Origin of the sequence: Actinomadura kijaniata (genome assembly GCF_014138665.1) — a bacterium.
Classification (GTDB): domain Bacteria; phylum Actinomycetota; class Actinomycetes; order Streptosporangiales; family Streptosporangiaceae; genus Spirillospora; species Spirillospora kijaniata.
Genome location: NZ_JACJIA010000002.1, coordinates 452181 through 473291, shown reverse-complemented (window position 1 = coordinate 473291; position 21111 = coordinate 452181). Strand labels below are relative to the sequence as shown.

At 73.6% G+C, this 21111-nt stretch carries 24 protein-coding genes; 14 read left to right on the top strand and 10 right to left on the bottom strand.

What is annotated here, in order from left to right:
- Positions 1 to 27: 27 nt before the first annotated feature.
- A complete protein-coding gene (locus HNR61_RS09430; protein ID WP_220509148.1) occupies positions 28 to 822 on the bottom strand; it encodes a hypothetical protein in 795 nt (264 codons plus the stop codon).
- A 132-nt stretch (positions 823 to 954) separates the two neighbouring features.
- Positions 955 to 1413 (bottom strand): hypothetical protein, encoded by a 459-nt coding sequence (locus tag HNR61_RS09425; RefSeq protein ID WP_182842734.1) that lies wholly within the window; start codon positions 1411 to 1413, stop codon positions 955 to 957.
- A gap of 520 nt (positions 1414 to 1933) precedes the next feature.
- Here HNR61_RS09425 and HNR61_RS49100 point away from each other — a divergent pair.
- The 4 genes from HNR61_RS49100 to HNR61_RS09410 all read left to right on the top strand — a co-directional run bounded on the left by HNR61_RS49100 (position 1934) and on the right by HNR61_RS09410 (position 3462).
- Positions 1934 to 2056 carry a hypothetical protein gene (locus tag HNR61_RS49100; RefSeq protein WP_281400369.1) on the top strand — a complete coding sequence of 41 codons (123 nt, stop codon included), beginning with the start codon at positions 1934 to 1936 and terminating at the stop codon, positions 2054 to 2056.
- Positions 2053 to 2388, top strand: a complete 336-nt coding sequence (locus HNR61_RS09420) for a hypothetical protein (RefSeq protein WP_182842733.1) — start codon at positions 2053 to 2055, stop codon at positions 2386 to 2388. The genes HNR61_RS49100 and HNR61_RS09420 overlap by 4 nt, the downstream gene beginning before the upstream one ends.
- On the top strand, positions 2385 to 2675 hold the full coding sequence (locus HNR61_RS09415) for a hypothetical protein (RefSeq protein ID WP_182842732.1): 291 nt from the start codon (positions 2385 to 2387) through the stop codon (positions 2673 to 2675). The genes HNR61_RS09420 and HNR61_RS09415 overlap by 4 nt, the downstream gene beginning before the upstream one ends.
- 313 nt (positions 2676 to 2988) lie before the next feature.
- Positions 2989 to 3462 carry a DUF4352 domain-containing protein gene (locus HNR61_RS09410; protein ID WP_169814123.1) on the top strand — a complete coding sequence of 158 codons (474 nt, stop codon included), beginning with the start codon at positions 2989 to 2991 and terminating at the stop codon, positions 3460 to 3462.
- 187 nt (positions 3463 to 3649) lie between these two features.
- Here the strand turns inward: HNR61_RS09410 and HNR61_RS09405 are convergent, their stop codons facing one another.
- Positions 3650 to 3958 (bottom strand): hypothetical protein, encoded by a 309-nt coding sequence (locus HNR61_RS09405; RefSeq protein WP_182842731.1) that lies wholly within the window; start codon positions 3956 to 3958, stop codon positions 3650 to 3652.
- 221 nt (positions 3959 to 4179) lie between these two features.
- On the opposite strand from HNR61_RS09405, the gene HNR61_RS09400 reads away from it, so the two are divergent.
- The gene (locus tag HNR61_RS09400) at positions 4180 to 4602 is read left to right on the top strand and encodes a hypothetical protein (protein ID WP_182842730.1); all 423 of its coding nucleotides are present in this window, start codon (positions 4180 to 4182) and stop codon (positions 4600 to 4602) included.
- Positions 4603 to 4743: 141 nt separating this feature from the next.
- Positions 4744 to 6261, top strand: coding sequence for an RNA polymerase sigma factor (locus HNR61_RS09395; protein WP_182842729.1), 1518 nt, complete (start codon positions 4744 to 4746; stop codon positions 6259 to 6261).
- On the opposite strand, the gene HNR61_RS09390 is transcribed toward HNR61_RS09395, so the two are convergent.
- The gene (locus tag HNR61_RS09390) at positions 6262 to 7023 is read right to left on the bottom strand and encodes a MerR family transcriptional regulator (RefSeq protein ID WP_182842728.1); all 762 of its coding nucleotides are present in this window, start codon (positions 7021 to 7023) and stop codon (positions 6262 to 6264) included.
- 104 nt (positions 7024 to 7127) lie between these two features.
- Here HNR61_RS09390 and HNR61_RS09385 point away from each other — a divergent pair, with 104 nt between their 5' ends.
- Positions 7128 to 8114: an adenylate/guanylate cyclase domain-containing protein gene (locus tag HNR61_RS09385; protein WP_246442386.1), complete on the top strand. Its 987-nt coding sequence runs from the start codon at positions 7128 to 7130 to the stop codon at positions 8112 to 8114.
- On the opposite strand, the gene HNR61_RS09380 is transcribed toward HNR61_RS09385, so the two are convergent.
- Positions 8111 to 8791 (bottom strand): rhomboid-like protein, encoded by a 681-nt coding sequence (locus HNR61_RS09380; protein ID WP_182842726.1) that lies wholly within the window; start codon positions 8789 to 8791, stop codon positions 8111 to 8113. The genes HNR61_RS09385 and HNR61_RS09380 overlap by 4 nt on opposite strands.
- An 18-nt stretch (positions 8792 to 8809) precedes the next feature.
- A complete protein-coding gene (locus HNR61_RS09375; protein WP_182842725.1) occupies positions 8810 to 9358 on the bottom strand; it encodes a superoxide dismutase family protein in 549 nt (182 codons plus the stop codon).
- Positions 9359 to 9593: 235 nt separating this feature from the next.
- Here HNR61_RS09375 and HNR61_RS09370 point away from each other — a divergent pair, with 235 nt between their 5' ends.
- Entirely contained in the window at positions 9594 to 10337 is a 744-nt protein-coding gene (locus tag HNR61_RS09370; protein ID WP_182842724.1) for a M15 family metallopeptidase, read from the top strand.
- 81 nt (positions 10338 to 10418) lie between these two features.
- Here HNR61_RS09370 and HNR61_RS09365 read toward each other — a convergent pair whose 3' ends face one another.
- Positions 10419 to 11807, bottom strand: coding sequence for a peptidase associated/transthyretin-like domain-containing protein (locus HNR61_RS09365; RefSeq protein ID WP_182842723.1), 1389 nt, complete (start codon positions 11805 to 11807; stop codon positions 10419 to 10421).
- A gap of 157 nt (positions 11808 to 11964) precedes the next feature.
- On the opposite strand from HNR61_RS09365, the gene HNR61_RS09360 reads away from it, so the two are divergent.
- Complete coding sequence (locus HNR61_RS09360) at positions 11965 to 14211, top strand: SCO7613 C-terminal domain-containing membrane protein (RefSeq protein WP_182842722.1); 2247 nt, start codon at positions 11965 to 11967, stop codon at positions 14209 to 14211.
- On the opposite strand, the gene HNR61_RS09355 is transcribed toward HNR61_RS09360, so the two are convergent.
- Positions 14195 to 14692 (bottom strand): MarR family winged helix-turn-helix transcriptional regulator, encoded by a 498-nt coding sequence (locus HNR61_RS09355; RefSeq protein WP_220509147.1) that lies wholly within the window; start codon positions 14690 to 14692, stop codon positions 14195 to 14197. The genes HNR61_RS09360 and HNR61_RS09355 overlap by 17 nt on opposite strands.
- A gap of 74 nt (positions 14693 to 14766) precedes the next feature.
- Here HNR61_RS09355 and HNR61_RS09350 point away from each other — a divergent pair, with 74 nt between their 5' ends.
- Together HNR61_RS09350 and HNR61_RS09345 are read left to right on the top strand one after the other, a co-directional pair.
- Positions 14767 to 15327, top strand: a complete 561-nt coding sequence (locus HNR61_RS09350) for a quercetin 2,3-dioxygenase (RefSeq protein ID WP_182842720.1) — start codon at positions 14767 to 14769, stop codon at positions 15325 to 15327.
- The gene (locus HNR61_RS09345; protein WP_182842719.1) at positions 15327 to 16202 is read left to right on the top strand and encodes an alpha/beta hydrolase; all 876 of its coding nucleotides are present in this window, start codon (positions 15327 to 15329) and stop codon (positions 16200 to 16202) included. Before HNR61_RS09350 ends, HNR61_RS09345 begins: the two co-directional genes overlap by 1 nt.
- Before the next feature lie 24 nt (positions 16203 to 16226).
- Here HNR61_RS09345 and HNR61_RS09340 read toward each other — a convergent pair whose 3' ends face one another.
- Positions 16227 to 16820: a TetR/AcrR family transcriptional regulator gene (locus HNR61_RS09340; protein WP_182842718.1), complete on the bottom strand. Its 594-nt coding sequence runs from the start codon at positions 16818 to 16820 to the stop codon at positions 16227 to 16229.
- Positions 16821 to 16874: 54 nt separating this feature from the next.
- Here HNR61_RS09340 and HNR61_RS09335 point away from each other — a divergent pair, with 54 nt between their 5' ends.
- Positions 16875 to 17561: an SGNH/GDSL hydrolase family protein gene (locus HNR61_RS09335; RefSeq protein WP_312897823.1), complete on the top strand. Its 687-nt coding sequence runs from the start codon at positions 16875 to 16877 to the stop codon at positions 17559 to 17561.
- Positions 17558 to 19027: an MFS transporter gene (locus HNR61_RS09330; RefSeq protein WP_220509145.1), complete on the top strand. Its 1470-nt coding sequence runs from the start codon at positions 17558 to 17560 to the stop codon at positions 19025 to 19027. Before HNR61_RS09335 ends, HNR61_RS09330 begins: the two co-directional genes overlap by 4 nt.
- On the opposite strand, the gene HNR61_RS09325 is transcribed toward HNR61_RS09330, so the two are convergent.
- Complete coding sequence (locus HNR61_RS09325) at positions 19020 to 19454, bottom strand: hypothetical protein (RefSeq protein WP_182842716.1); 435 nt, start codon at positions 19452 to 19454, stop codon at positions 19020 to 19022. The two genes, HNR61_RS09330 and HNR61_RS09325, sit on opposite strands and share 8 nt — an antisense overlap.
- A gap of 370 nt (positions 19455 to 19824) precedes the next feature.
- On the opposite strand from HNR61_RS09325, the gene HNR61_RS09320 reads away from it, so the two are divergent.
- On the top strand, positions 19825 to 20754 hold the full coding sequence (locus HNR61_RS09320) for a hypothetical protein (protein ID WP_182842715.1): 930 nt from the start codon (positions 19825 to 19827) through the stop codon (positions 20752 to 20754).
- Positions 20755 to 21111 lie beyond the last annotated feature (357 nt).

Here is a 21111-nt window from a genome sequence, read left to right as displayed (position 1 = left end):
TGCTGCGGACGTTGCGCTAGATCCCGATCAGCGCGCTGTGGATGTGGTCGTCCAAGTCCGCCACGAAAGCCTCCTCCCGCCACGGGCGCAGCTCCAGGCGCGCCTGGCGGAGACGTTGCGCAGGCACGCGGGCGCGGGTCGCGGCGACCAGATCGACGCACTCGTGAAGCTGCTCGGCCGAGGTCTCAGGCGCACCCGGTGCGATGCCGCGGCGGTGGCCGTGGCGACCGCGTCACCGTAGAGGGTCAGCGCGGCGTCGTCGTCGTGGGTCTCGAACGCGATCCGGGCGGCCAGGGCGTAGACGCGGCTGGCGACCTCCCGAAGGCGCGTGCGGACGACGTCGGGTTGTTCTCCGTGGAGGAGGTGACGGCAGGAGTCCACGATCGCGGCCTGCGCGAGATGGAGCCGGACGAACGGCACCGATCCGATCTGGGCGTTCACGGCCTCGGCGGCGAGGGCCAGGCCGTCGAGAACGGACAGATCCACGCGGTCAGGGTCGGCGAGCGCTGCGGACAGGTCGTTCTGGAGGGCGCCGCCGAGAAACGCAAACAGGCTCATGCCGTGGCGGGTGATCGATGCCGCGACGGTGGCGGTCAGTTCGTCCAGCCGCGCGGCCTCGACCCCGGCCGCGGCAAGGCCGTCGAGCAGCTCGGCCAGATCGGAACCCGGGCCGAGCGCCACGGCGCCGGTCGGGGTGCGAGCGTAGGCGTAGGCCAGCAGTAGCTGGTACTGCTCGTCGGGGCCACTGGTACCTGCCTCCCAGCGGGCGACGGTGCGGCGGATGCTGCCAGGCTGGGCGGCGGCGATACGGGCGATGTGCAAGGCCCGCGCGGCATCCTGGAGTTGGTGGACGAGATCAGACCAGGACCAGCCGCGGGCCGTCCGTAGGCGTCGGAGCGTGTGCGCGCAGGTGGACGGCGACCGATCCATACCCGCAGTACACCACTGGTCACGCTAAATCGGCACTACAAGCCGCGGCTTTCCCTGCTGGGCGCCATAGTCGAGGGTGTAGTACGTACCGCTGGTCGTGGTGCCTGCGCGCGGGAACCCGATGACGAACTTCGACCGATCGACCATCCACCGGTTGCGAGAGTGGTAACCCGACGTGCGGGTCTCCCCGCCGAGCTCGACCAGCTCGACGCGGCCGGTCTCGCGGGCGGTGGCGATGGCGCGGCGGGCGTCGGCGGGCTGGTCGCCGAGCTTGGCCGGGACCGCGACAGTCAGTGCGACATCGGTCTCCCCGGCCAGCCACAGCAGCGCGAGCGAGTCGATGCCTGCCGCACCGCCGAGGTAGAACCGCACGTCTGATGATCTGGCGAATGGCCGGACGAACTCCTCGAAGATCTCGCGGTAGTCGGTGAGGGGGCGGTGCCCGGTAGATCGGGTGCCGGTGATCGTCACGGTCGTCGGCATCGCGCTCTCTCTCGATGTCACCAGATGTCATCTCCCGGTCGCTTCCGATCATCGCTGTACTCGATGCCATGAGCGAGCAGGGACTCCACCAGCTTGCCACCCTCCTTGAGAAGCGAGGGATGTCGGCAACGCCACGGCATGACTCGTTGGTCATCGACAATCCGATCTCGCAGACGCTCCACCAAGAAGTCCGGCGTGAGCGGGGCGGCTACGTGACGGCGTGGGACTACGAGATCGGGCGGGTCGGCGAGGAACAAGGAGCAGCCGATCGGCCGGCGTTCCTGCACGCGAGACGAAGGCGGCCCCGGTCTGGTGTTCGCGCACCAGGGGGTCCGGGGCCTCGGCCGGAATCGAGGTCCGACTTATGAGCACGGTAGTCCACGACGACGAACGCGGCAGGGCGGAGCGGGAGCGGCTGTGTGCCGACCATCCCGACTGGAGGATCGCTCGGGATGGCCGGTGGATTCCCTGGGTCGCCCGGCGAGGGGGAGACGGTCAGCGAGACCGGCCGCGCGGCATCGTGGAATCCGTCCGGGCCGAGAACCTCGACATCCTGCGCGAGCTGATCGTCGAGGTCGAGACGCTGGAACAGCGGATCGCCGACCGGCACGGTCCCCGCCGCGACGCGTGGGACAAGCCGTGACCAGGACCGCGGCCGGGCAGTGGTTGGGGCGGCGCCTCACTGATGACCAGTGCCGCGCCGTCGCGCTCCAGCTCGACCAGGCGCACCCGGCGTGGATCGTCTGGTGGGGCCCGAAGACCCGGCGCTACTGGGCGCTGCCCGCCCGCGGCCTGACCGCGCCGGTCCTGGAGCACGCACATCCGGACGGGCTGGAAGCCGCGATGCGCGAGGTCGAGCAGTGGCACGGCATCGACACACGGGGCGGCGCGCCCGCCCTGCCCCGCGCGGTCGGTGCCGGCAGCGCCTCGCCGGTACCGGCCGTGCAGCCACAGCCACGAAGGGGATCACGATGAGCACGACGGATCTGGAAGCCCTGGCCGGGGAGCTGACGACGCGCGGCCTGGTGGCCGAGCTGACGCGCGACGGGCTGCGCGTCTCCAACCCGAAGGTGGTGGGCTGCTGCGGGTCGCATCCCGGCACGGTCATCACCTGCCGCGACAGCGTGGGCGGCAGGAGCTGGTTCCACACGAGCTGGGGTGAGGCGCCGGCGCCGGTGACGCGTCCGGTCGACGCGGTGCGGGCGGTGCGGCGCTGGCTGTCGCGCACCCCGGACCAGACGCCGAGCGTGGTCTTGGCGTAGAGCCGGGGCGGCGGTGCGGGATCCCGGAGAAGGCTGGCCGTCGCCCCTTTCGTTCCACGGCCTCGGAGTGGTGATGCGTCCCCGGGGCCACGTTCCGACGTGTGCCAGCCCCTGATGCGCTGTCCCCAACATCCGCACCACGGTCGGCACCAAAAGGGCGGCCCGCCCCTCCATACGGAGGAGCGGGCCGTTCGTCTGAACGACCGACGACCGTCAAGTTTTCAAATGGTCACAAACTGCCGAACGGCCCGTGAACATGCCTGTAGTGCCGCGCGTCACACTCATCCCCCCGCCCCGACCATCAGGAGCCCCTGTGATCACACGCCTAGTGGCCCCCGCCACTCTCGTCGCCGCCCTGATCCTCGCGACGGGATGCGAGACCGGCACCGAGCCCGTCGCCGTCCAGCCCGCCGACAAGAACGCCGGCAACAGCAACGGCAAGGCCGGAAAGCCTGTGACGGTGAAGCTCGCCGCGAAGAAGACGACGGCCAAGAAGTCGGTCTTGGGCGAGGCTGGAGCCTTGTCCTGCGTGAAGGTCACCGTGACCAACCAGCGCAAGAAGAACCTGGCGGTCAACCCGCTGTACTTCTCGATCACCGACACCAAGGGCCAGAAGCACGAGAGCAGCGAAGCGCTCGCGGCCTATGAGGGGGAGATGGCCTCCACCACCCTCGCGCCCGGTGAGAAGGCGACGGGGGTGATCTGCGGGAAGGGCAAGTTCGTGCCGAAGATCGTGGCGATGACGGATGAGCTGCTGCAGGAACAGGCCCGCGCCGAGGTCGCCTGATCCGACATGAAAGTGCCCACGAACGCGGCTCGCTGCGGATAGCGGCGCAGGTCAACGAGGGTGCTCCCCGCGCACGCGGGGATGACCCCTGGTGTGGGGCACCACCTGGTCCCAGCACGCCGTGCTCCCCGCGTATGCGGGGATGGCCCCTGCCCGACCCGCCGCGTCCCTCGCGCGGCCCGCCTGGTCACGCGGGGTCGGGGCCCTCCGATTCGGGGTCTTCCGTGTCGGGGCGGGGTGCGGTGTGGCGGAGTCGGGAGGCGTGCAGGGACAGGGCGACCGCGGCGTCCTCGACGGCGCGCAGCTGCTCGGCGCTCAGCCCGTCGAGGGCCTGGCGGGCGGCGTCGTCGTCGTGGTCGAGGCAGGAGTCCAGGGCGGCGTGCGCGGTGAGGGCGAAGCCGGTCGCCTCGGCGGCGTCGGTGAGCGCGGCGCCGAGGGCGTCACCGAGGTCGGTGATGTGCTGCTCCAGGCGCGCCCGGAATTCTGGGGTGGTCATGGATCCCTCCGTCGGCTCAGCCTAGGCCGTTCGTTGCCCCCTGACATGGAATCCGCGGGTGGTCTTCGTTTCCCGGCCTCCGGGCCGTTGCGGGAGCCCCCGCGGCCCGGTGAGGCGGGCCTTTTGTGTTCGTGCGGAGGGTGTGGTTGTTTTGGAGGAGTTCGGAGCCGGGAGGCCCGACGGGCGCGATGTGCTCCGGATCGACTGAGAAGGGATCCCCGTTGCCCGACTACGTCTCGGTGGGGACGGCCAAGCCGCAGGCGCTGCCGCCACACGAGTGGATCACGGTGTTCTGGGACCGCGAGTACGCCGACGGCACCGGCCAGCACATCGACGAGGGCGGGCCGAGCATCCTCAACGGACCCGCCCGCTACGGCCTCACCGTCGGCCTGACCCTGGACGGGCTGCCCGCCGGGACGCGCGGCCAGATCCGGACGGTCGAGGTCGACGCCCAGAACACCGCCCGGTTCGACGCGGGCCCGCCGATGGACTTCACGGTCGGCGCGGACGGCGGCACGGCGGTGCTGTACTCGGTGCCCGCCGACGCGATCGGCGAGGGGCGGCGGCTGCGCGTGCAGCTCGTCCAGTACGGCGCGACCCCGGGCACGTTCACCGGCTCGGCCAAGCTCCTGTACTGGCGTTAACGGGATCTCACCGCGAGGTCAGTGTTCATGGCGTTTTCGGATGACCCTGTGGTGCAGACGGGGCGCAGGGGTGTATGCAGGGTGAACCGAATTGTCCGGACGAGCCGCCGGGTCCCTCCCGGATCGGCTCGGGGAGCGCAGATGCCCAGGTGGAGCCCCTATCCCGCGGAGACCGACCGCGCGCTGGCCGTCGGCCTGACCGAGGCCGACGGGGACGCGCTGGGCGCGCTGTACGACGCCTACGCGGGGCGCCTGTACGACTACGTGCTGTCGGTGACGGGGGAGACGAGGCCCGCCGCCGGCATCGTGCACGACGTGTTCATCGACGCCGCCCGCCGCGCCCCCCGGATGCGCGACCACCGCGACCTGCGCGCCTGGCTGTACGGCGCGGCCCGCCGCCGCGTGCTCCAGCACGGCCGCGCGGACGCGCCGTTCTGGGAGACCGACGCCGAGTTCTCGCCGGTCGCCGAGGTGCCGCCGGGCGAGCTGCGCGAGCTGTCCGACGCGGCGTTCCGCCGCCTGGACGCCGATGACCAGGAGGCGCTGCTGCTGGCGCTGCGGCACGGGCTGGCCGCCGGCGAGCTCGCCCACGTGTGGGGCGTCGCCACGCGCCGCGCCGCCGCCCGCCGCGCCGCGGCCCGCGCCGCGCTGGACGAGGCGTTCGCCGGGGAGCTCGACCGCGCCGCCGAGCGCTGCGCCGCCCTGCCCGCCCCCGAGACCGAGGACACCCTCGCCACCGTCCCGCCCGCGCCCCGGCCCGGCCCGGCGGGCGCCGCCGGCCTGGTCACCGGCGGCCCGCCGCCGGCCGAGCCCGCCGCCCTGAAACGCCACCGCGCCGCCTGCCCCCGCTGCCGGGACCGCGCGGAGGTCCCGGCCGCCGCGCTGCCGGCCGCCGCACCCGCCCCGGTGCTGCCCGCCGCGCTGCGGCACCGCGTCCTGCACACCGCCACCGACCCCGAGCTCGCCGGGTACCGCGTCGACATCGCCGCGCGCGGCGGGACGCTGACGCCCGAGGGCATGCCGGTGCAGCCGGACGTGGCGTCGCCGTTCACGCGCCGCTGGCTGTTCACCGGCGGCGGCATGGCCGGCGCGCTGGTCGCCGCGCTGGTCGCCGCCCTGATGATCACCGTTCCGGCGGGCACCGTCCACTGGAACTCCGGGCCGAAACCGACCCCCGTCATCAGCCGGACGCCCGCGTCCGACGCCCTGCGCAGCCCCGTCGGCCGCGTCCCCGGCCACGCCCCGCCCGCCGTCCGCCCCCACGGCCGCCGCACCCCCGCGGCCCCCGGGGACGGCGGCACCCCCGGAACGGACCCGTCCCCCACCCCCGTCGTCCCCGGCAGGCCCAGGCCGCCGGCCCCGCCCAAGCCGGGCACGCTGGTGGTGGCCCCGGCCGAGGTCGACCTGGGCAACAAGAAGACCGCGCAGGTCACCATCACCGCCAAGAACGGCCCGGTGGACTGGCGGGTCGTGTCCTCCAGCGACAAGGTCACCGTGTCGCAGGAGGAGGGCGACCTCGGCACCGGCGCGAGCGGCGCGCTGACGATCAACCTGCGGAACGGGTTCCTGGGGCTGCCCGGCGAGGCCGAGCTGACGTTCATCGACGAGACCGGGGAGGAGCGCACGGTCGCCGTCGAGTGGGGCGTGACCCTGGTGTGATCAGGCCCGTTCGCGGGCCAGATGGTCGCGGATGGTCTCCAGCTGCGCGCCCAGCGCCGCCTGCACCCGCGTCTCCATCGCCCGCGCGATGAACGGGTCCACCACCATCCGCACCAGCGGCCGCATCCGCCGCACCACCGCCGCGATCTCCCCGATGTCCTCGCCGGACGGCGGGATGTCGGTCTCCAGCCGCTGGAACACGTGCTCGTGGACCAGGTTCACGAACCGTCCCGCGATCACCTCGCAGTCGGCGCGGATCTGCTCGGCGATGTCCAGCACCGCGTCCAGCGGGATCCCGGCCGCGACCAGCTCGGCGCCGACGTGCAGCAGCCGGGGGCTGGGCACCCGGTAGTGGTCGCCCTCCGGCTCGATCAGCCCGAGCGCGACGGTCCGGTCCAGCATCCGCGCGACCTCGTCCTCGGCCAGGCCCGCGCCGAACGTCGCGACCAGCTCCTCCACCGAGGCGGTGCCGGGGATCTCGTCGGACCACGGGTCGGTGAGGACCTTCTCCAGGCCGAGCACCTCGCTGACGTCCTTGCCGGTCTCCCACGCGCCGACCAGGTCCTTGATGACGGCGAAGGTGTACCCGCGCTTGAGCAGCTGGCCGATCAGCCGCAGCCGCGCCAGGTGCGAGTCGTCGTAGATCCCGACACGGCCCTTCAGCTGGGGCGGCGGCAGCAGTCCGCGGTCCTGGTAGGCGCGGATGTTGCGCACGGTGGTCCCGGCCGCGCGGGCCAGGTCGTCGATTCGGTACTCGGCCATGCCCCGCCCGCCGGTTTCGTCCTTCTTGACCGCCAGCGATCTTACTCGGCACGATTGCGCCATCGATCGATGTCGCAGACGAGGTGCCCATGGCGGATCCCCGGTTGTCCCAGGATATCGAGGAGACGCTGCTCGGCTCTCCGCTCCGTTACACGCGTGACGAGATCGAGGAACGCGCCGGGATGGACCCCGAGTACGCGCGCCGGATCTGGCAGGCGCTGGGGCTTCCCGCCCCGCCCGACGACGAGCGCGCGTTCACCGACGGTGACCTGGCCGCCCTGCTGGAGATCAGGGAGCTGCTGACCGAGGAGGTCGTGGACGAGGAGATGGTGCTCCAGCTCGCCCGCGGCGTCGGTCAGACGATGGGCCGCCTGGCGAGCTGGCTCGGCGACGTGTGGCTGCGCAGCCTGAGCGAGCGCAACGCGTTCGACGGGCCCGCCACCCCCGAGACGGTGCGCGCCGCGCTGAAGGCGACCAGCGACCTGCAACCGGCGTTCGAACGGCTGCTGGTCCACGGCTGGCGGCGCCAGCTCGCCGCCGCCGGGCTCCGCGCCGCCGCCGGAACGATCTCCGAGACCGCCGACCTGGCCGCCGGGGTCGCCCACCAGTCGGTCGGGTTCGCCGACGTGGTGTCGTTCACGCGGATGAGCCGCCGGATGGACGGCGACGAGCTGGCGGTGTTCGTGGAACGCTTCGAGGCGACCGCCACCGAGGTCGTGGCCGAGCTGGGCGGCCGGATCGTCAAGACCCTCGGCGACGAGGTGCTGTTCGTCAGCGGCGACGCGGCGGCCGCCGCCGAGATCGGGCTGCGGATCGCCGAGCGCTGCGAGGAGGACCCCGACTTCCCGCGCGTCCGCGTCGGCCTGGCCCACGGCGAGATCATCATGCGGCACGGCGACGTGTTCGGCACCCCGGTGAACCTGGCGGCCCGGCTGACCGCCGTGGCCCGCCCCGGCTCGGTCCTGGTCGACAAGGCCCTGGCGGCGGAGCTGGCCGACGCCCGCGACTACGACGTCTCCCCGCTGCGCCCGCGCATCCTCCAGGGGCTGGGCCGGGTCCGCCCCCGCCTGCTCCGCAGGGCCGACGCCTAGACCGCCCCGCGCAGCCCGGAGGCCAGCGGCGCGCCGTCCCCCGGCCCGGCCGCCGGAGCGCCCGGGGGACGCCGCAGCGCCAGGTAGAGCGGGACGGCCAACGCCAGCGACACCGTGTGCCCGACCGCCGACACCTCCAGTTCGGCCAGCCCGTCGAACAGGAACGGCAGCAGCACCGCCAGCCCCGCGCCCGCCGGGATCCGCCACCGCCACGGCGCGAACGCCACCGCCGTCAGCAGCGCGGGCGCGACGACGTAGGACGCGCCCGTGTCGAGCATCTGGCGGGCCGAGTCCGGCAGGTCCCCCGACGTCACCCGCCACCACACGATGCCCTGGCTGACCGCCGTCCCCACCGTGTGCGTGAGGCCGAACAGCAGCGCCGTGCGGGCGTTGCCGAGCCGGGCGGTGACCGGCGGCAGCGCGACCGCCGCCAGCCCCAGCCACAGCAGCGGGTGTTCGAGGGGGACCACCGCCGACAGCGGCAGCGCGGCGGGCGCGTGGGTGACGAGGTTGTCCAGGTTCGTGCTGGCCCAGGCGGCGACCGCCGCGCGCTCGCGTTCGCCCAGCAGCCGGTAGCCGGCCTCGGCGACGCCGAGCGCGCCCAGGTAGCCGAGCGCCACCGCCCGCTCGCGGGCCCAGCGGGCGAGACGGGCACGCGGGTCGGCGGGGTCCCTCATCGGCTCTCCTCCAGGGGGTCAGGAAGCGAACGGCACGCTCGCGCAGGCGATCCTCCGAGCCTGGGGGCCGTGCTCGTGGACGACCACCGATTCGGGGAACCGGCCCGGCTCGTACGTCCAATTGTGCGCGGCGGAGGCCCGCGCGTTGCCCCTCGCGTCGGTCCGGACGGAGAACCAGACCTCGTTCTCGGCGTCGACGGGGCCACCGACCCGGTGCTGGTAGTGCCCGCCGCTCGCCAGCGGGTCCACCCCGCACCGGCCGACGTGGACATGCGCCATGAAGTGGGTCCGCGGCTTCAGGCCGCCCAGCCACAGCGTGGTGACGTTGCGCTGCCCGCGCACGCTGGCCGACCGCACCTTCACCCGCGCCCCGGCGGGCACGAGCGCGGGGTCGTAGGTGTAGGACGTCGCGTCCTTCACCTTCGTCGTGACGAAGGTGTCCCGCACCTCCACCACGACGCTGTGGCCGTCGGCCGCCGCGGCCCCACCGCCGGCGGCCACCGAACCCACGGCGATCCCCGCGCCCGACAGCGCGGTCATCATCAGCTTGCGTCGCGTACCGGTCATGCGCACGGTTCTCCTCTGCTCCACGGAAGACGGGTCGAGGCAGCCGCCCGGCGGCCACTCTCCGACTCCATTCCTAACGGAACGTGACGCCCCGCGGGGCCTCCGGGGGCCGCGTCATGACATCGGGACGACCGGCGTTTCCCGCCACCCGCCGGAAACGGTGGCGCGGGCCCCCCGCCGTCCCTACCCTCGGCGGGGTACGCGCGGAAGATCATCTTGTGTGGAAGGGAACCCGATGCTCCTGAACTCCCTGGCCGCCGTCCCCCTGCTGGCCTCCGGACTCACCGCCGCCCCCGCCCTCCCGGACGGCTTCGTCGACCTGCGCCGGGTCGCCCCCAGCGTCCTGCACGACATCCGCTACCAGACCGCGCACAACTTCGTCGGCCGCCCGATCGACGGTTACCGCGCGCCCAAGTGCCTCCTCACCAAGAAGGCCGCGACCGCCCTGGCCAAGGCGCAGCGCGCGCTCGTGGCCAAGGGCTACACCCTCAAGGTGTACGACTGCTACCGCCCGCAGCGCGCCGTCAACCACTTCGTCCGCTGGGCCGAGGACGTGGACGACCAGCGCATGAAGCGCGAGTTCTACCCGTGGATGAGCAAGACCCGCCTGTTCTCCGGCGGGTACATCGCGAAGAAGTCGGGCCACAGCCGGGGCAGCACCGTGGACCTCACCCTGGTGAAGCTGCCGGCGCGCGCCCAGCGCCCCTACGTTCCGGGCGAGCCCCTCCAGCCCTGCACCGGCCCGCAGGCCCGGCGCTTCCCCGACAACTCGGTCGACATGGGCACCGGCTACGACTGCTTCGACTCCCTCGCCAACACCGCCGACCCCCGCGTCACGGGACAGGCCAAGGCGAACCGGAAGCTGCTGAAGACCACCCTCGAACGCCAGGGCTTCGCCAACTACTCCAAGGAGTGGTGGCACTTCACGCTGAAGAACGAGCCGTTCCCCAACCGGTACTTCGACTTCCCGGTGCAGTAGTCCCTGGCACGGCGGGCCGCGCGAACGCGGAACGGGCCGCCCCCCGGCGCGGAGGGGACGGCCCGTTCGGGAGGGACGCCGTTACGGCAGGTTCGGGGGAGGCTGCACCGAGAAGACGGTGAGGGGCGACGCGTCGCCGGGGCCCCGCAGGGAGTAGGTGTTGACGTAGCCGTCGTTCGGCGTCTCGGAGGCCCAGGTGTCCGAGGTGCCCGCGAAGACCGCCGCGAAGTAGCCGTCGCCGTAGGCGCGCAGCTTGCGGGTGTAGCGGCCCTTGCCGTCGGTGGTCGCCCACCCGGCGTGGTACCAGGTCTTCTTGCCCTTGAACCGGAAGATGACCCGGATCTTCTTGCCGCCGTAGGCGCTGTGCCGGCCGAGTTTCGGCCAGTACCGCGTCAGGGTGCCGCGCACGGTCGTGTACCGGTTCTTGCGGACCGACTTCGGCGAGACGCTGATCTTCGACATGCGGGTGTTCCAGCGCCAGGTCTTGCGGACCGGGCTGGTCGCGGGCATCACGGAGGCGTCACCGGCGAACCGGACCCGCCAGTGCCCCGAGTTGTTCACCCGGAACTTCGTGGAGAAGTAGTGGTCGTCCTTGACGGTCAGCGTCTTGGCGGCCTTCCAGCCGGTCTTCCCGTCGTAGGAGTGCTCCAGCACCACCTTCTTGCCGTTCATGCTCTGCGAGGTGGTGGGGACGGTGATGCCGCCGCTGGCGTTGAACTCGCCGTAGGCGCTCAGCGAGGCGCTGAGCGAGAGGACCGACCGCTGCCGCACCGCGAGCGGGAGGGCCGCGCTGCGCCCGCTCTCGTAGAAGCCCCGGCCCGCCGTGACGACGGTGTAGTCCGTACCGCACAGCGCCTTGGCGGTGTGCCGGTACTCGCCGTTGGCGTCGGTCTTCAACCGGACGGGGTGGATGTAGCCGTTCCCGCAGGAGAAGCGGCTGGAGTCGAGCGTGAGCGGCAGGTTCGCCAGCGGCGTGCCCTTGTGGGCGACCGTTCCGGTGAACGTGACCGGCTGGCCCTCGTCGACCTTGGACCGGTCGGCCTTCAGCGTCACCTCGGGCGTGCCGCGCCGCACCGCGACGTACACCGGCTCGGACTGCCCGGCGGAGTGGCCCTCGGCCGCGACCACGTGCGCCGTCACCGGGACGGGTCCCTGCTCGCCGGTCGGGCTGAGCGTGGCGGTGAAGGAGCCGTCGTCGCCGGTGGTGGCGTCGGTGACGTCGCCCCAGGAGGTGCTCAGGTCGACCGGGACGCCCGGCAGGGCGGCGCCGGTCTCCCTGGCGGTCACCTTCCCGGAGATCGCGGCGGTCGGGTGCTCGGGGTCCACCGAGGTGGGCGCGGCCGCGAGGGTGATGACGGGGGTGACGGGGTCGCCCCCGGCGGCGACGGCGGGCGCGGCGCTCAGCGACGACAGCAGCAGCGCACCCGCGACACCGATCGACAGGGGGCCGACGGACAGGGTCCGGCTCAAGGAATCACCTCGGGGGCGTTGATCGTTGACATGCGCAGAGAGGACGCCCGGCGATCACCGCGGGTTGACACCGCGACCGAACCGTGACCCGGGCACTCAGCCGGAACTGAGTACCTGAGCGGATGGCACGGCGGCCCGCCGCGGCGAGCCTGGTGCCATGCGCCCTTCCTGCCCGTCGTGCGGCACCGCGTTGCCGCTGCCCGCCCGGCCGTCGTGCCCCCGCTGCGAGCTGGCGCTCACCGGCCCGTGGGCGGCGGAGCTGTGGCGTGTGGACGAGCAGATCCGCCACCTCGCCCGGTACCGCGTGGAGCTGCTCGCCGCCCTGCACTCCGCCCCGTCCGAGCCCCGCGCCGTCCCGGCCGCGGACGCGTCCCGCGCGCCGCGCGAGGTGTCGCGGCTCGGGGCGCGCAACGTGCTGCTCGCGCTCGGCGGGGCGCTGCTGGGCGTCGCGGCGCTGGCGTTCACGGCGATCAGCTGGGGGTCGCTCGGCATGGGCGCGCGGGCGCTGATCCTGCTGACGCTCACGGCGGTCGCGCTCGGCGCGGCCCGGCCGCTGACCCGGCGGGGGCTGACCGCGACCGCCGAGACCCTCGCGGTCGTCGGCCTGCTGCTGGTCGTGCTCCAGTGCTACGCCGCGCGCGCCGGGAACGTGCTCGGCCTGGGCGCGGTGGACGGCCCCTGGTACGCGGCCGGGGCGGCGACCGCCGTCACCGCCGGATGGGCGTGCTACGCCCGGTACGCACCGCTACGGCTGCCCGCCCCGCTGGCGGTCCTGGCCGGCCAGACGCCGCCGCTGTTCACGCTGGTCGCGCTGGACGTCCCGGGGGCGGGCGCGGCGGTGACGCTCCTGCTGCTGTCCCTGGCGAACCTGGCCGTCCGGGAGGTGCTGTCCGGCCCCGAACGCGGCGCCGCCACCCTCCTCGGCCTGCTGACCGGCCTGCTCGGGACGCTGGCGGCGTTCGCCGTCGAACCGCGCGTCGCGCTGCTGGCGTGCGCCGCCGCCACGGCCCTGGGGTGGGCGCTGCGCCTGGACGCGAAGATCGCCGCCGTCACCGGCCTGGCCGGCGCCGCCGCCCTGGCGTTCGCGCTCCCCGACGCCTGGTCCGCCGCGTCCCCGGCCATCGCCGCGGTCCTGGTGTCCGCCGCCGCGCTCACCCTTCCGAACGCCGGGGGGCGGCTGTCCCCCGTGGCCGTCCCCGTCGCCGCGGGCACGCTGCCGGCCTTCGCCGTCGCCGCGGTCCAGGCGTCGCTGGACGTGTCCGCCGTGCTGGCGGGCCCCTTCGTCCACGGGGCGCCGGGAGGTTTCCTCGTCGCGACGCCGGTCGTCCTGTCGCTGCTGGCGGCGGGAGCCTGGACGCCGTACCGCCCGGCGACGCCGCCGCTGGTCGCGCTGGCCGCGCTGACGGCCGCGCCGTCGTGGACCACCGGGCTCGCGCTGGCCGCCTCGCTCGGCCTGTGGGCGGCGCTCGACCGTTCCCCCCGCGTCCCGGTCGCGGCCGCCGCGACGGTGCCGCCCGTCGCGCTCTGGACGTTCGCCGCCGCCCCGGACGCCGGGGCCGAGACGCTGGTCCTGGCCGCGCACCTGCTGCTCGGCGCGGTCGTCGCCGCCGCCGTCCCCCGGTTGCGGAATCCGGCGGTCGCGTTCGCGGTCCTCAGCCTGGGCGGTCTCACGGCCGCGCTCAGCCTGCCCTGGCTGACGCCGCACCAGGCCGCGTTCGCGCTGCTGGCGGCCGCCGCCGCCGGAACGGCCGTCGCGCTGTGGGCCCGCAGCACGCTGGGGGAGGCCGTGGCCTGGCTGTTCGTCCCGGTCGCCCTCGCGATGACCCACGACCGGCCCGGCCCGCTCGCCCTGGCGTTCGCGCTGACCGGCCTGCTGGGGCTGGGCGTCGCGACGCGCCCCGGGCGCCGCCGGGTCGGCTGGGCCGGCGTGGCGGCGCTGGGCGCGGCGTGGTGGACGTTCCTGCCCACGATCGGCGTCACCGCCGTGGAGGCGTACGCCGCTCCGGTCTCGGCCGTGCTCCTGGGCCTCGGCCTGCGCCGCGCCGCGCCCTCGTCCTCCTGGCAACGCCACGGCCCGGCGCTGGCGGCGACGCTGGTCCCGAGCCTCGTCGCGGCCTGGCCCGGCCACGGCCCCCGCCCGCTCCTGCTCGCCCTGGCGGCCCTGGCCGTCACGCTGGCCGGCGTGCGGCTGCGTCTCCAGGCCCCGCTGCTGCTGGGCGGCGCGACCGTCCTGCTGGTGGCGGGCAACGCCGTCGCGCCGCTGGTCACCGAGTTCCTGACCCGGGTGCCCGGCTGGGTCCCGGTGGCGGCGCTGGGCCTGTTCACCCTGGTCGTCGGCGCGACCTACGAACAGCGCCTCCGCGACCTGCGCCGCCTGCGCACCACGTTCACGGCCCTGCGCTGAGCCCTCGCGCCGGTCCCGTCCGTGACCGTTCCCGGCGGTCCGACGGGGGAGCCGGGACGAGCGGGGGCTCCCCCCACGGAACGGTCAGCGCGTCACGCAGCGCGTCCACCGCCGCGGTCCCGATCCGTTCGGCGAGCGCGCCCTCCAGGATCGCGATCGTCGCCCGGGCGCGCCGGTGGACGCGCTCGCCCTCCGCGGTCATGCGCACCAGCCGGCTGCGCGCCGACGCCGGATCGGGCACCTGCTCCAGCAGCCCCATCGCGATCAGGCCGTGCACGGCCTGGTGCACGGTCTGCCGGGTCACCCCCATCCGCCGCGCCAGCTCCGACGCCGGGGTCCCCTCCGCGTCCAGCGCCCCGAACACCGAGGCCTGCGCGACGGTCACCGGCCGCTCGCCCGCCTCCCGCATGCTCGCCAGCAGGGCGTCCTCGAACCAGCGCCGGGCGTCGGCGAACAGCTGCGGCAGGTTGCGTGCGGACATGGCCACCGAGGATATCCGCGCCACGATTGTCAGGTAACCTGACAAAAATTTCGCCGCCCCCCAGGAGAGCGCCGATGACGATCGAGTACGCCACCCCCCACCGCGCCCGCTCGTTCCTGCCCCCGGACCCCACCCGGCCCTACTTCGTGGAGAAGGGCCTGGGGGACCGGGCGCACCTGTTCACGGACCTGGTCACCGTCTACTGCGGCGGCGAGCAGACCGAGAACACCTTCAACTTCTTCACCGTCGAGGGCCCCAAGGGCGACCTGATCCCGGCCCATGTCCACCCCGAGACCTACGAGGTCTTCTACGTCACCGACGGGGCCGTCCGCCTGTTCGTCGAGGACCTGGAGGGCGAGCAGCACGAGAAGCTGCTGACCTCGGGCGACTTCGGCTTCGTCCCCAAGAACTGCGCCCACGCCTACCGCGTGGAACGCGACCACAGCCGCATCGTCGGCGTGGCGGCGGGCCCGTCCGGCACCTACGAGCGCTTCTTCGAGAACCTGGGCACCCCCACCGAGGCCCTCGGCCTCCCCGCCGAGCCGTACATCCCGGCCCCCGCGGACTTCGGCCGGGCGCAGCGGGAGTTCGACGTGCGCTTCCTGCCCGGCTTCGAGTGGAGGACGGCGGACTGATGCATCCCGACCTCCCGGCCCTGCGGCTCCCCCCGGACCCCGCGCGCCTGCCCCTGCCCCCGGCCGAGCGTCCGGCCGACGGGGTGGTCCTCCACCGGGGAGCGCCCTACGCGTTCGTCCCGGGCTTCCGTCCCCTGGAGCTGGACCTGTGGCTCCCCGCGGACGCGGGCGCGCCGCTCCCGGTGATCCTCTACGTCCACGGCGGGGCCTGGCGCGCGGGAAGGCGCTCGGTGATGAGCCCCCTGACGCGCGACTGGACGCCGGGCCCGTTCGCCCGCATGGCACGGGCGGGCTTCGCGGTGGCGAGCGTCGACTACCGCCTGAGCGGCGGGGCGCCGTACCCGGCCCAGCTGGAGGACGTCACGGCGGCCCGGACCTGGCTGGCGGCGAGGACCGACCTGGACCTGGACGTCGCCCGCACCGTGCTGTGGGGCGAGTCGGCCGGCGCGCTCCTGGCGTCCCTGGCGGCGCTGACGACCCCCGCGAGGGCGTGCGTCGCCTGGTACGGCCACAGCGATCTCCCGGCCCTGGCGGAGCACCACCCCGACGGCGAGTCGTACACGAACGACCCGGCCACCCCCGAGGCGCGCCTCCTGGGAGCCCCCGTGGCGCGCGCCCCCCGGGCCCGCGAGGCGAGCCCCGTCACCCACGTGACCGCGTCGGCCCCGCCGTTCCTGCTCGTCCACGGAACGGAGGACAGCCTGGTCCCCCACCGCCAGAGCGAGCACCTGGCGGAGGCCCTGAGGAGGGCGGGGGCCGACGCGACCCTGGACACGGTCCCGGGCGCCGACCACATGTGGCTGGGCGTCCCCGGGGCCGAGGTCGAACGCGTCTTCGCCGACTCCCTGGCGTTCGCCCTCCGCCACACGGCCTGACCCGCGACCCCCGCGGGGGCGGGGTCAGCGGCGCAGGAGGCCGTCCACCACGCGGCGGACCCTGTCCGCGGCGTCCGGCTCGCCGAGGCGCAGGGCGGTGTTGGCGGCGTTGAGCGCCGCGTCGATCTGGAAGACCGCCAGCCCGACGTCCGGCTCGGCGGTCTCGCCCGCCCCGGCCGCGTGGCGGAACTGGTCGGCGAGCAGCGACAGCCACGACTCCCGCTGCCGCCGCAGGGCGTCGTGGACCGGGCCGGGGCGGCTGTCGAACTCGGGCAGGTTGGCCGCCCAGAAGCAGCCGCCGGGGAACACCGGCCGCTCGGCGTAGGACAGCCACCGCTCCACGAGCGCCCGCAGGCGGGCCGTCCCCTCCGGCGCCTCCAGCGCGGGCCGCACGACCGCGTCGAGGAACGTCTCCCGCGCGGTCTCGACGGTGGCCAGCTGGAGCTGCTCCTTGGTGCGGAACAGCGTCGCCACCCCGCTCTTGCTCAGCCCCAGGTCGGTGGCGAGGCGGCCGAGGGTCAGGCCGGTCAGCCCCTCGACGGAGGCGACGTCGGCGGCATGGCGGGTGATCGCTCTTCGGGTGCGCGCTCCGCGCGCCAGGCGTTGGTCGGTGCTCACAGCGACTCCAACCTACTCTTGAAAAATACGTACGAACGATCGTACGTTTTGTTGGTGACCACAGCGACCCCCTTCCTCACCGAGGAGACCGATCCCCACTGCCTGCCCGCCGCCGCGGCCGCCGGCCTGCTCGCGCACGCGCCCTGGCGGCGCTTCGCGAGCGTCGGCGACAGCCTGTCGGCCGGGACCGGGGACCCGAGCCCCGGATACGCCGGCCTGGGCTGGCCCGACCGCGTCGCCGACGTGCTGCGCCGGGTGCACCCCGACCTGGCCTACCTGAACACCGCCGAGATCGGCGCGACGACCTCCCGGACGCTGCTCTCGCAGATGGACCGGCTCGTCGAGTTCGGCCCCGACCTGGTCCACGTGCCCTGCGGGGCGAACGACCTGTTCCGGCGCGACCCCGACCACACCCTCATCGAGGCCGAGCTGGCCCGGCTCTTCGAGGCCGCCGCCGGGACCGGCGCGCAGCTCACGACGTTCACCCTGGGCAGGGCGTTCGTCGTGCCGCGCTACCCCGACTGGACCGACCGGGTGCGCCGGGTCAACGACATCGTCCGCGGGCTGGCCGCCGAGTACGGCGCGGTCCTGGTCGACATGTGGGACCACCCGGTCAACGACCGCCCCGACCTGCTGAGCGCGGACGGCATCCACTTCGCCGCCGCCGGGCAGGCGGTGCTGGCCACCGAGATCGTCAAGGGGCTCGCCCGCCTGCTCGACGCCGAGGGGGCGCGGCCGTGACCCGCCCGGTCGCGACCGTGCTGGTCGGGGCGTTCATGGCGACCCTCGACTCGTTCATCGTCATCGTCGCGGGGGCCGAGATCCAGGCCGACCTGCGCGCGAGCGACGGCCAGCTCCAGTGGATCCTGGCCGGGTACCAGCTCACCTACGCGGTGCTGCTCATCACCGGGGGACGCCTCGGCGACCTGTACGGCCGCCGCCGAACCTACCTCGCCGGCCTGGGCGCGTTCACCGCCTCCTCGGTCGTCTGCGCGCTGGCGCAGACCGCCGCCCTGCTCGTCGCCGCCCGCCTCGCCCAGGGACTGGGGGCGGCGCTCATGCTGCCGCAGGTGTACGCCTTCCTCACCGTGCTGGTCCCCGAACGGGACCGGCACCGCGCCTTCGGCGCCCTCGGAGTGGCGCTCGGAACGGCCGGCATCGCGGGGCAGCTGGTCGGCGGCCTGCTGATCGGGGCCGACGTGCTCGGCACCGGCTGGCGGTCGGTGTTCTGGATCAACGTGCCGATCGGCCTGGCCGCGATGGCGCTGGCGGCCCGCCGGCTGCCGGAGTCCACCGCGCCGCGCGCCCGCCGACTCGACCTGCGCGGTGTGACGGTGCTCAGCGCGGCGCTGTTCCTGGTGGTGTTCCCCCTGATCCAGGAGACCGCGTGGACCTGGGCGCTCCTGGCCGCGAGCGTCCCGTTCCTGGCCGCCTTCGTCCTCCTGGAACGCCGGATCGCGGCCCGCGGCGGCGACCCCCTGGTCAGGATCGCGCTGTTCCGGACCAGGGCGTTCTCCGTCGGGGTGCCCCTGGTCCTGGTCGTCTACACCGCCGTGACGTCCTACTACCTGGTCCTGTCGGTCTCGCTCCAGGACGGGCTGGGCCTGTCGGCGCTGGAGGCCGGGCTGGTGTACACCCCCGCGGCCGTCACGTTCTTCGTCTTCAGCCTGCTGGCCGGACGCCTGGTCCCCGTGCACGGACGCCGCGTCCTGGAGATCGGCGCGATCGTGCTGGCCCTCGGCTACGCGTCCACGGCGCTCCTGCTGTCCGGCGGCGTGGACTACACCCCGGCGGCGGTGATCCCGACCCTCGTGCTGCAGAGCGCGGGCGGCGGAATGCTGATCACCCCGGCGCTGAACGCCGTCCTGGGCCGGATCGCCCCCGGGGACGCCGGCGTCGCCTCCGGCGTGCTGTCCACGGCCCAGCAGGTCGGCGGCGCGCTGGGCGTGGCGGTCGTCGGCGCCGTGTTCTTCGGGACGTTCACCGCCCCCTCCCGTGCGGGCGAAGCCCTGGCGGCGGCGTCGCTGGTCACCTGCGCGGCCGCCGTGACCGCGGCGGTCCTGGTGTTCCTGCTGCCCCGCCGGCGGCCGGCGCCCGCCTCCCGGGGAAGCGAACCCGCTCCGATCCCCGAACGGAGCGTCGGCGGACGGCCGGGGGGATGGCCATCCGCCGACGCGGCGCGGGAGAGCGGTCAGGCCCCTACTTGATCCGGACCAGCTTGGAGCAGACGATCTTCTGGAACGGCTTGTCCTCGAGCGTCAGCGTGATGCACTTCTTGGCGTAGACCTTCCGGGTGCCCTTGGGGTCCTTGAAGGTGTAGTCGATCTTGGCCGCCGGGCCGTGCGACGAGCGGCTCTTCTTCCAGGGCTTGCCCTTGGGGGAGTCGAGGTGGAAGACCACCCACGCGGCGTTGGGGTCGGGGACCAGGGTGTTCCGCACCGTCCCGGTGATCCTGGTGGACTTGGTCTTCTTCTTCCACTCCCACTTGCCCGACGCCTTGACGTACCCGACGCCCTTCGGCGTGGTCGCGGTGAGCTTCCAGTTCCCCTTCGTCTTCGGCGCGGCCTCGGCGACCGGAGCCGTCACGCCCATCGCGATCGCGGCGGCGGCGCAGGTGAGGACGATCTTCCGCATGGTGTCCCTTCGTCGCTGGTTGCGCAGCACATTGTGCTGACCCCCGGTGCCGGGCGGACAGGCACCAGAGGGCCAACCTCACCGGGCGGTGCTAGCCCCCAGGGGCCACCCGCCGGCGCCCGCCCGCGGCTCCGCGCCGCCGAAAAAGGACGTCCGGTTCCACTTCCCCTTTCGTGGAATTCCTCTCCCAAAAGAAGGGCAATGCGCTTCCGCCGTGCCGGGGTGAAGTGGCGCGCCGGGCTAGCCTGACCCGACCGGTCAGTACCGCCCGCCGGAGGGCTCGCCGTGGTTTCGGTCCCCGCACCGCGGCGGGTCCGTTCGCCTCCCCACGTTCAGGTCCCGGAAACAGATGCGCCGGAAGGATGAGTAATTGTCGAAGACCGCTTTTCGGTGCGCGATGGGAATTCTGGCCGGCGCGGGCACTCTGCTCGCCGTCTCCAAAGGTTGTGTCTCCGATGACGTGACGCGTCGGAGCGTGGAGGGAACGCCACCGAAAACACCCGGAGCGAGCGTCTCGCCGTCGCCGTACGCCCTGTCGGAGGACCGCCGCCCCGGCGCCCCGGCGACGCTCGTCAAATGGCGGGGTCGAGTCCGTTTCCACGAGCGGTTCAATTCCCTGGAGGTCGGCCGGGGAAAGCGATGGGGATGGAAGAGCGCGGCGTATTCCGACTGCCTCCACAATTCCGGCCGCTACAAGCTGGACCGGCTGGACCGCCGCGCGCTGCGCGTCCGGCGCGGGGCGCTCGACATCACCGCCACCCCCGCCGGCGCCGGGCGGTGGCGCACCGGGCTGATCACCACCGGCGACTCGTGCGGCTCGGGCGGAAAGGGCTTCGCCGTCCGGCAGGGTGACCTGGTCGTCGCCCGGGTCCGGCTGCCCGGCGCCCGCAGGGGCTCCTGGCCGGGGATGTGGACCTGGCGGCGGGGGAACAACGAGGTCGACCTGTTCGAATGGCATGCGGACCACCCCGACATCCTGGAGTTCGTCAGCCATCCGGCCCGGACCGTGAAATTCTTCCGCTCCCGGGGCGTCGGCCGGGGGCGCTGGGTTGACATCGCCGTTCATCTGGGAAGGAAGGACACCAGGTGGTTCACCGCCCCGGCGGGGCGGCGCATGCGCCTGGCCTTCGCGGACGGAAAGGGAATCGAGAAGGGGTTTCGGGCCCATCTCGTCGTCAATCTCTCCGTTTCCGACGGAAAGCTTCATCCACGACCGGCCGACCGGCGTCCCATTCGATTCAGGGTGGCGTGGATAAAGGTGATCGGGAATGCCGCGCTTCATGTCGGGCGGGGTGGCTGACAAGGGCTCACCCGGTCGGCGGAGGTAATCGGGCAACCGTGGCACTCCGTGGAGAGGGTCAATCTTTACTCCGGAATGTGTTTAGCGAAGTTCGATTCCAGAAAGCATGGCTCGTACAAGTGGTCGTCCAATTGTCCTAGTCGGGCGGGAACCAGTGAACAGAGCCATGGAAGACAGAAACCGGTACTGCTCCCTCGGCGTCGCCCTCACCTCGGCGGCGACCGTTCTGGTGGGGGCCGGGCCTCCGGGGCACGCGATGGAGCCGGCGCATCGGGCGGTTCCGTCCTGGTGCCCGCAGGGGGGAACGCCCGCCAAGCTCGACGCGCTGCCGCGCCGGATACCGGTTGATCGGTGCGA

Coding starts and splice junctions, on each gene's coding strand:
- HNR61_RS09425 (WP_182842734.1), bottom strand. CDS start 1,413: ATGCCGACGACCGTGACGATCACCGGCACCCGATCTACCGGGCACCGC.
- HNR61_RS09415 (WP_182842732.1), top strand. CDS start 2,385: ATGAGCACGACGGATCTGGAAGCCCTGGCCGGGGAGCTGACGACGCGC.
- HNR61_RS09405 (WP_182842731.1), bottom strand. CDS start 3,958: ATGACCACCCCAGAATTCCGGGCGCGCCTGGAGCAGCACATCACCGAC.
- HNR61_RS09395 (WP_182842729.1), top strand. CDS start 4,744: ATGCCCAGGTGGAGCCCCTATCCCGCGGAGACCGACCGCGCGCTGGCC.
- HNR61_RS09390 (WP_182842728.1), bottom strand. CDS start 7,023: ATGGCCGAGTACCGAATCGACGACCTGGCCCGCGCGGCCGGGACCACC.
- HNR61_RS09380 (WP_182842726.1), bottom strand. CDS start 8,791: ATGAGGGACCCCGCCGACCCGCGTGCCCGTCTCGCCCGCTGGGCCCGC.
- HNR61_RS09375 (WP_182842725.1), bottom strand. CDS start 9,358: ATGACCGGTACGCGACGCAAGCTGATGATGACCGCGCTGTCGGGCGCG.
- HNR61_RS09370 (WP_182842724.1), top strand. CDS start 9,594: ATGCTCCTGAACTCCCTGGCCGCCGTCCCCCTGCTGGCCTCCGGACTC.
- HNR61_RS09360 (WP_182842722.1), top strand. CDS start 11,965: ATGCGCCCTTCCTGCCCGTCGTGCGGCACCGCGTTGCCGCTGCCCGCC.
- HNR61_RS09355 (WP_220509147.1), bottom strand. CDS start 14,692: ATGTCCGCACGCAACCTGCCGCAGCTGTTCGCCGACGCCCGGCGCTGG.
- HNR61_RS09350 (WP_182842720.1), top strand. CDS start 14,767: ATGACGATCGAGTACGCCACCCCCCACCGCGCCCGCTCGTTCCTGCCC.
- HNR61_RS09345 (WP_182842719.1), top strand. CDS start 15,327: ATGCATCCCGACCTCCCGGCCCTGCGGCTCCCCCCGGACCCCGCGCGC.
- HNR61_RS09325 (WP_182842716.1), bottom strand. CDS start 19,454: ATGCGGAAGATCGTCCTCACCTGCGCCGCCGCCGCGATCGCGATGGGC.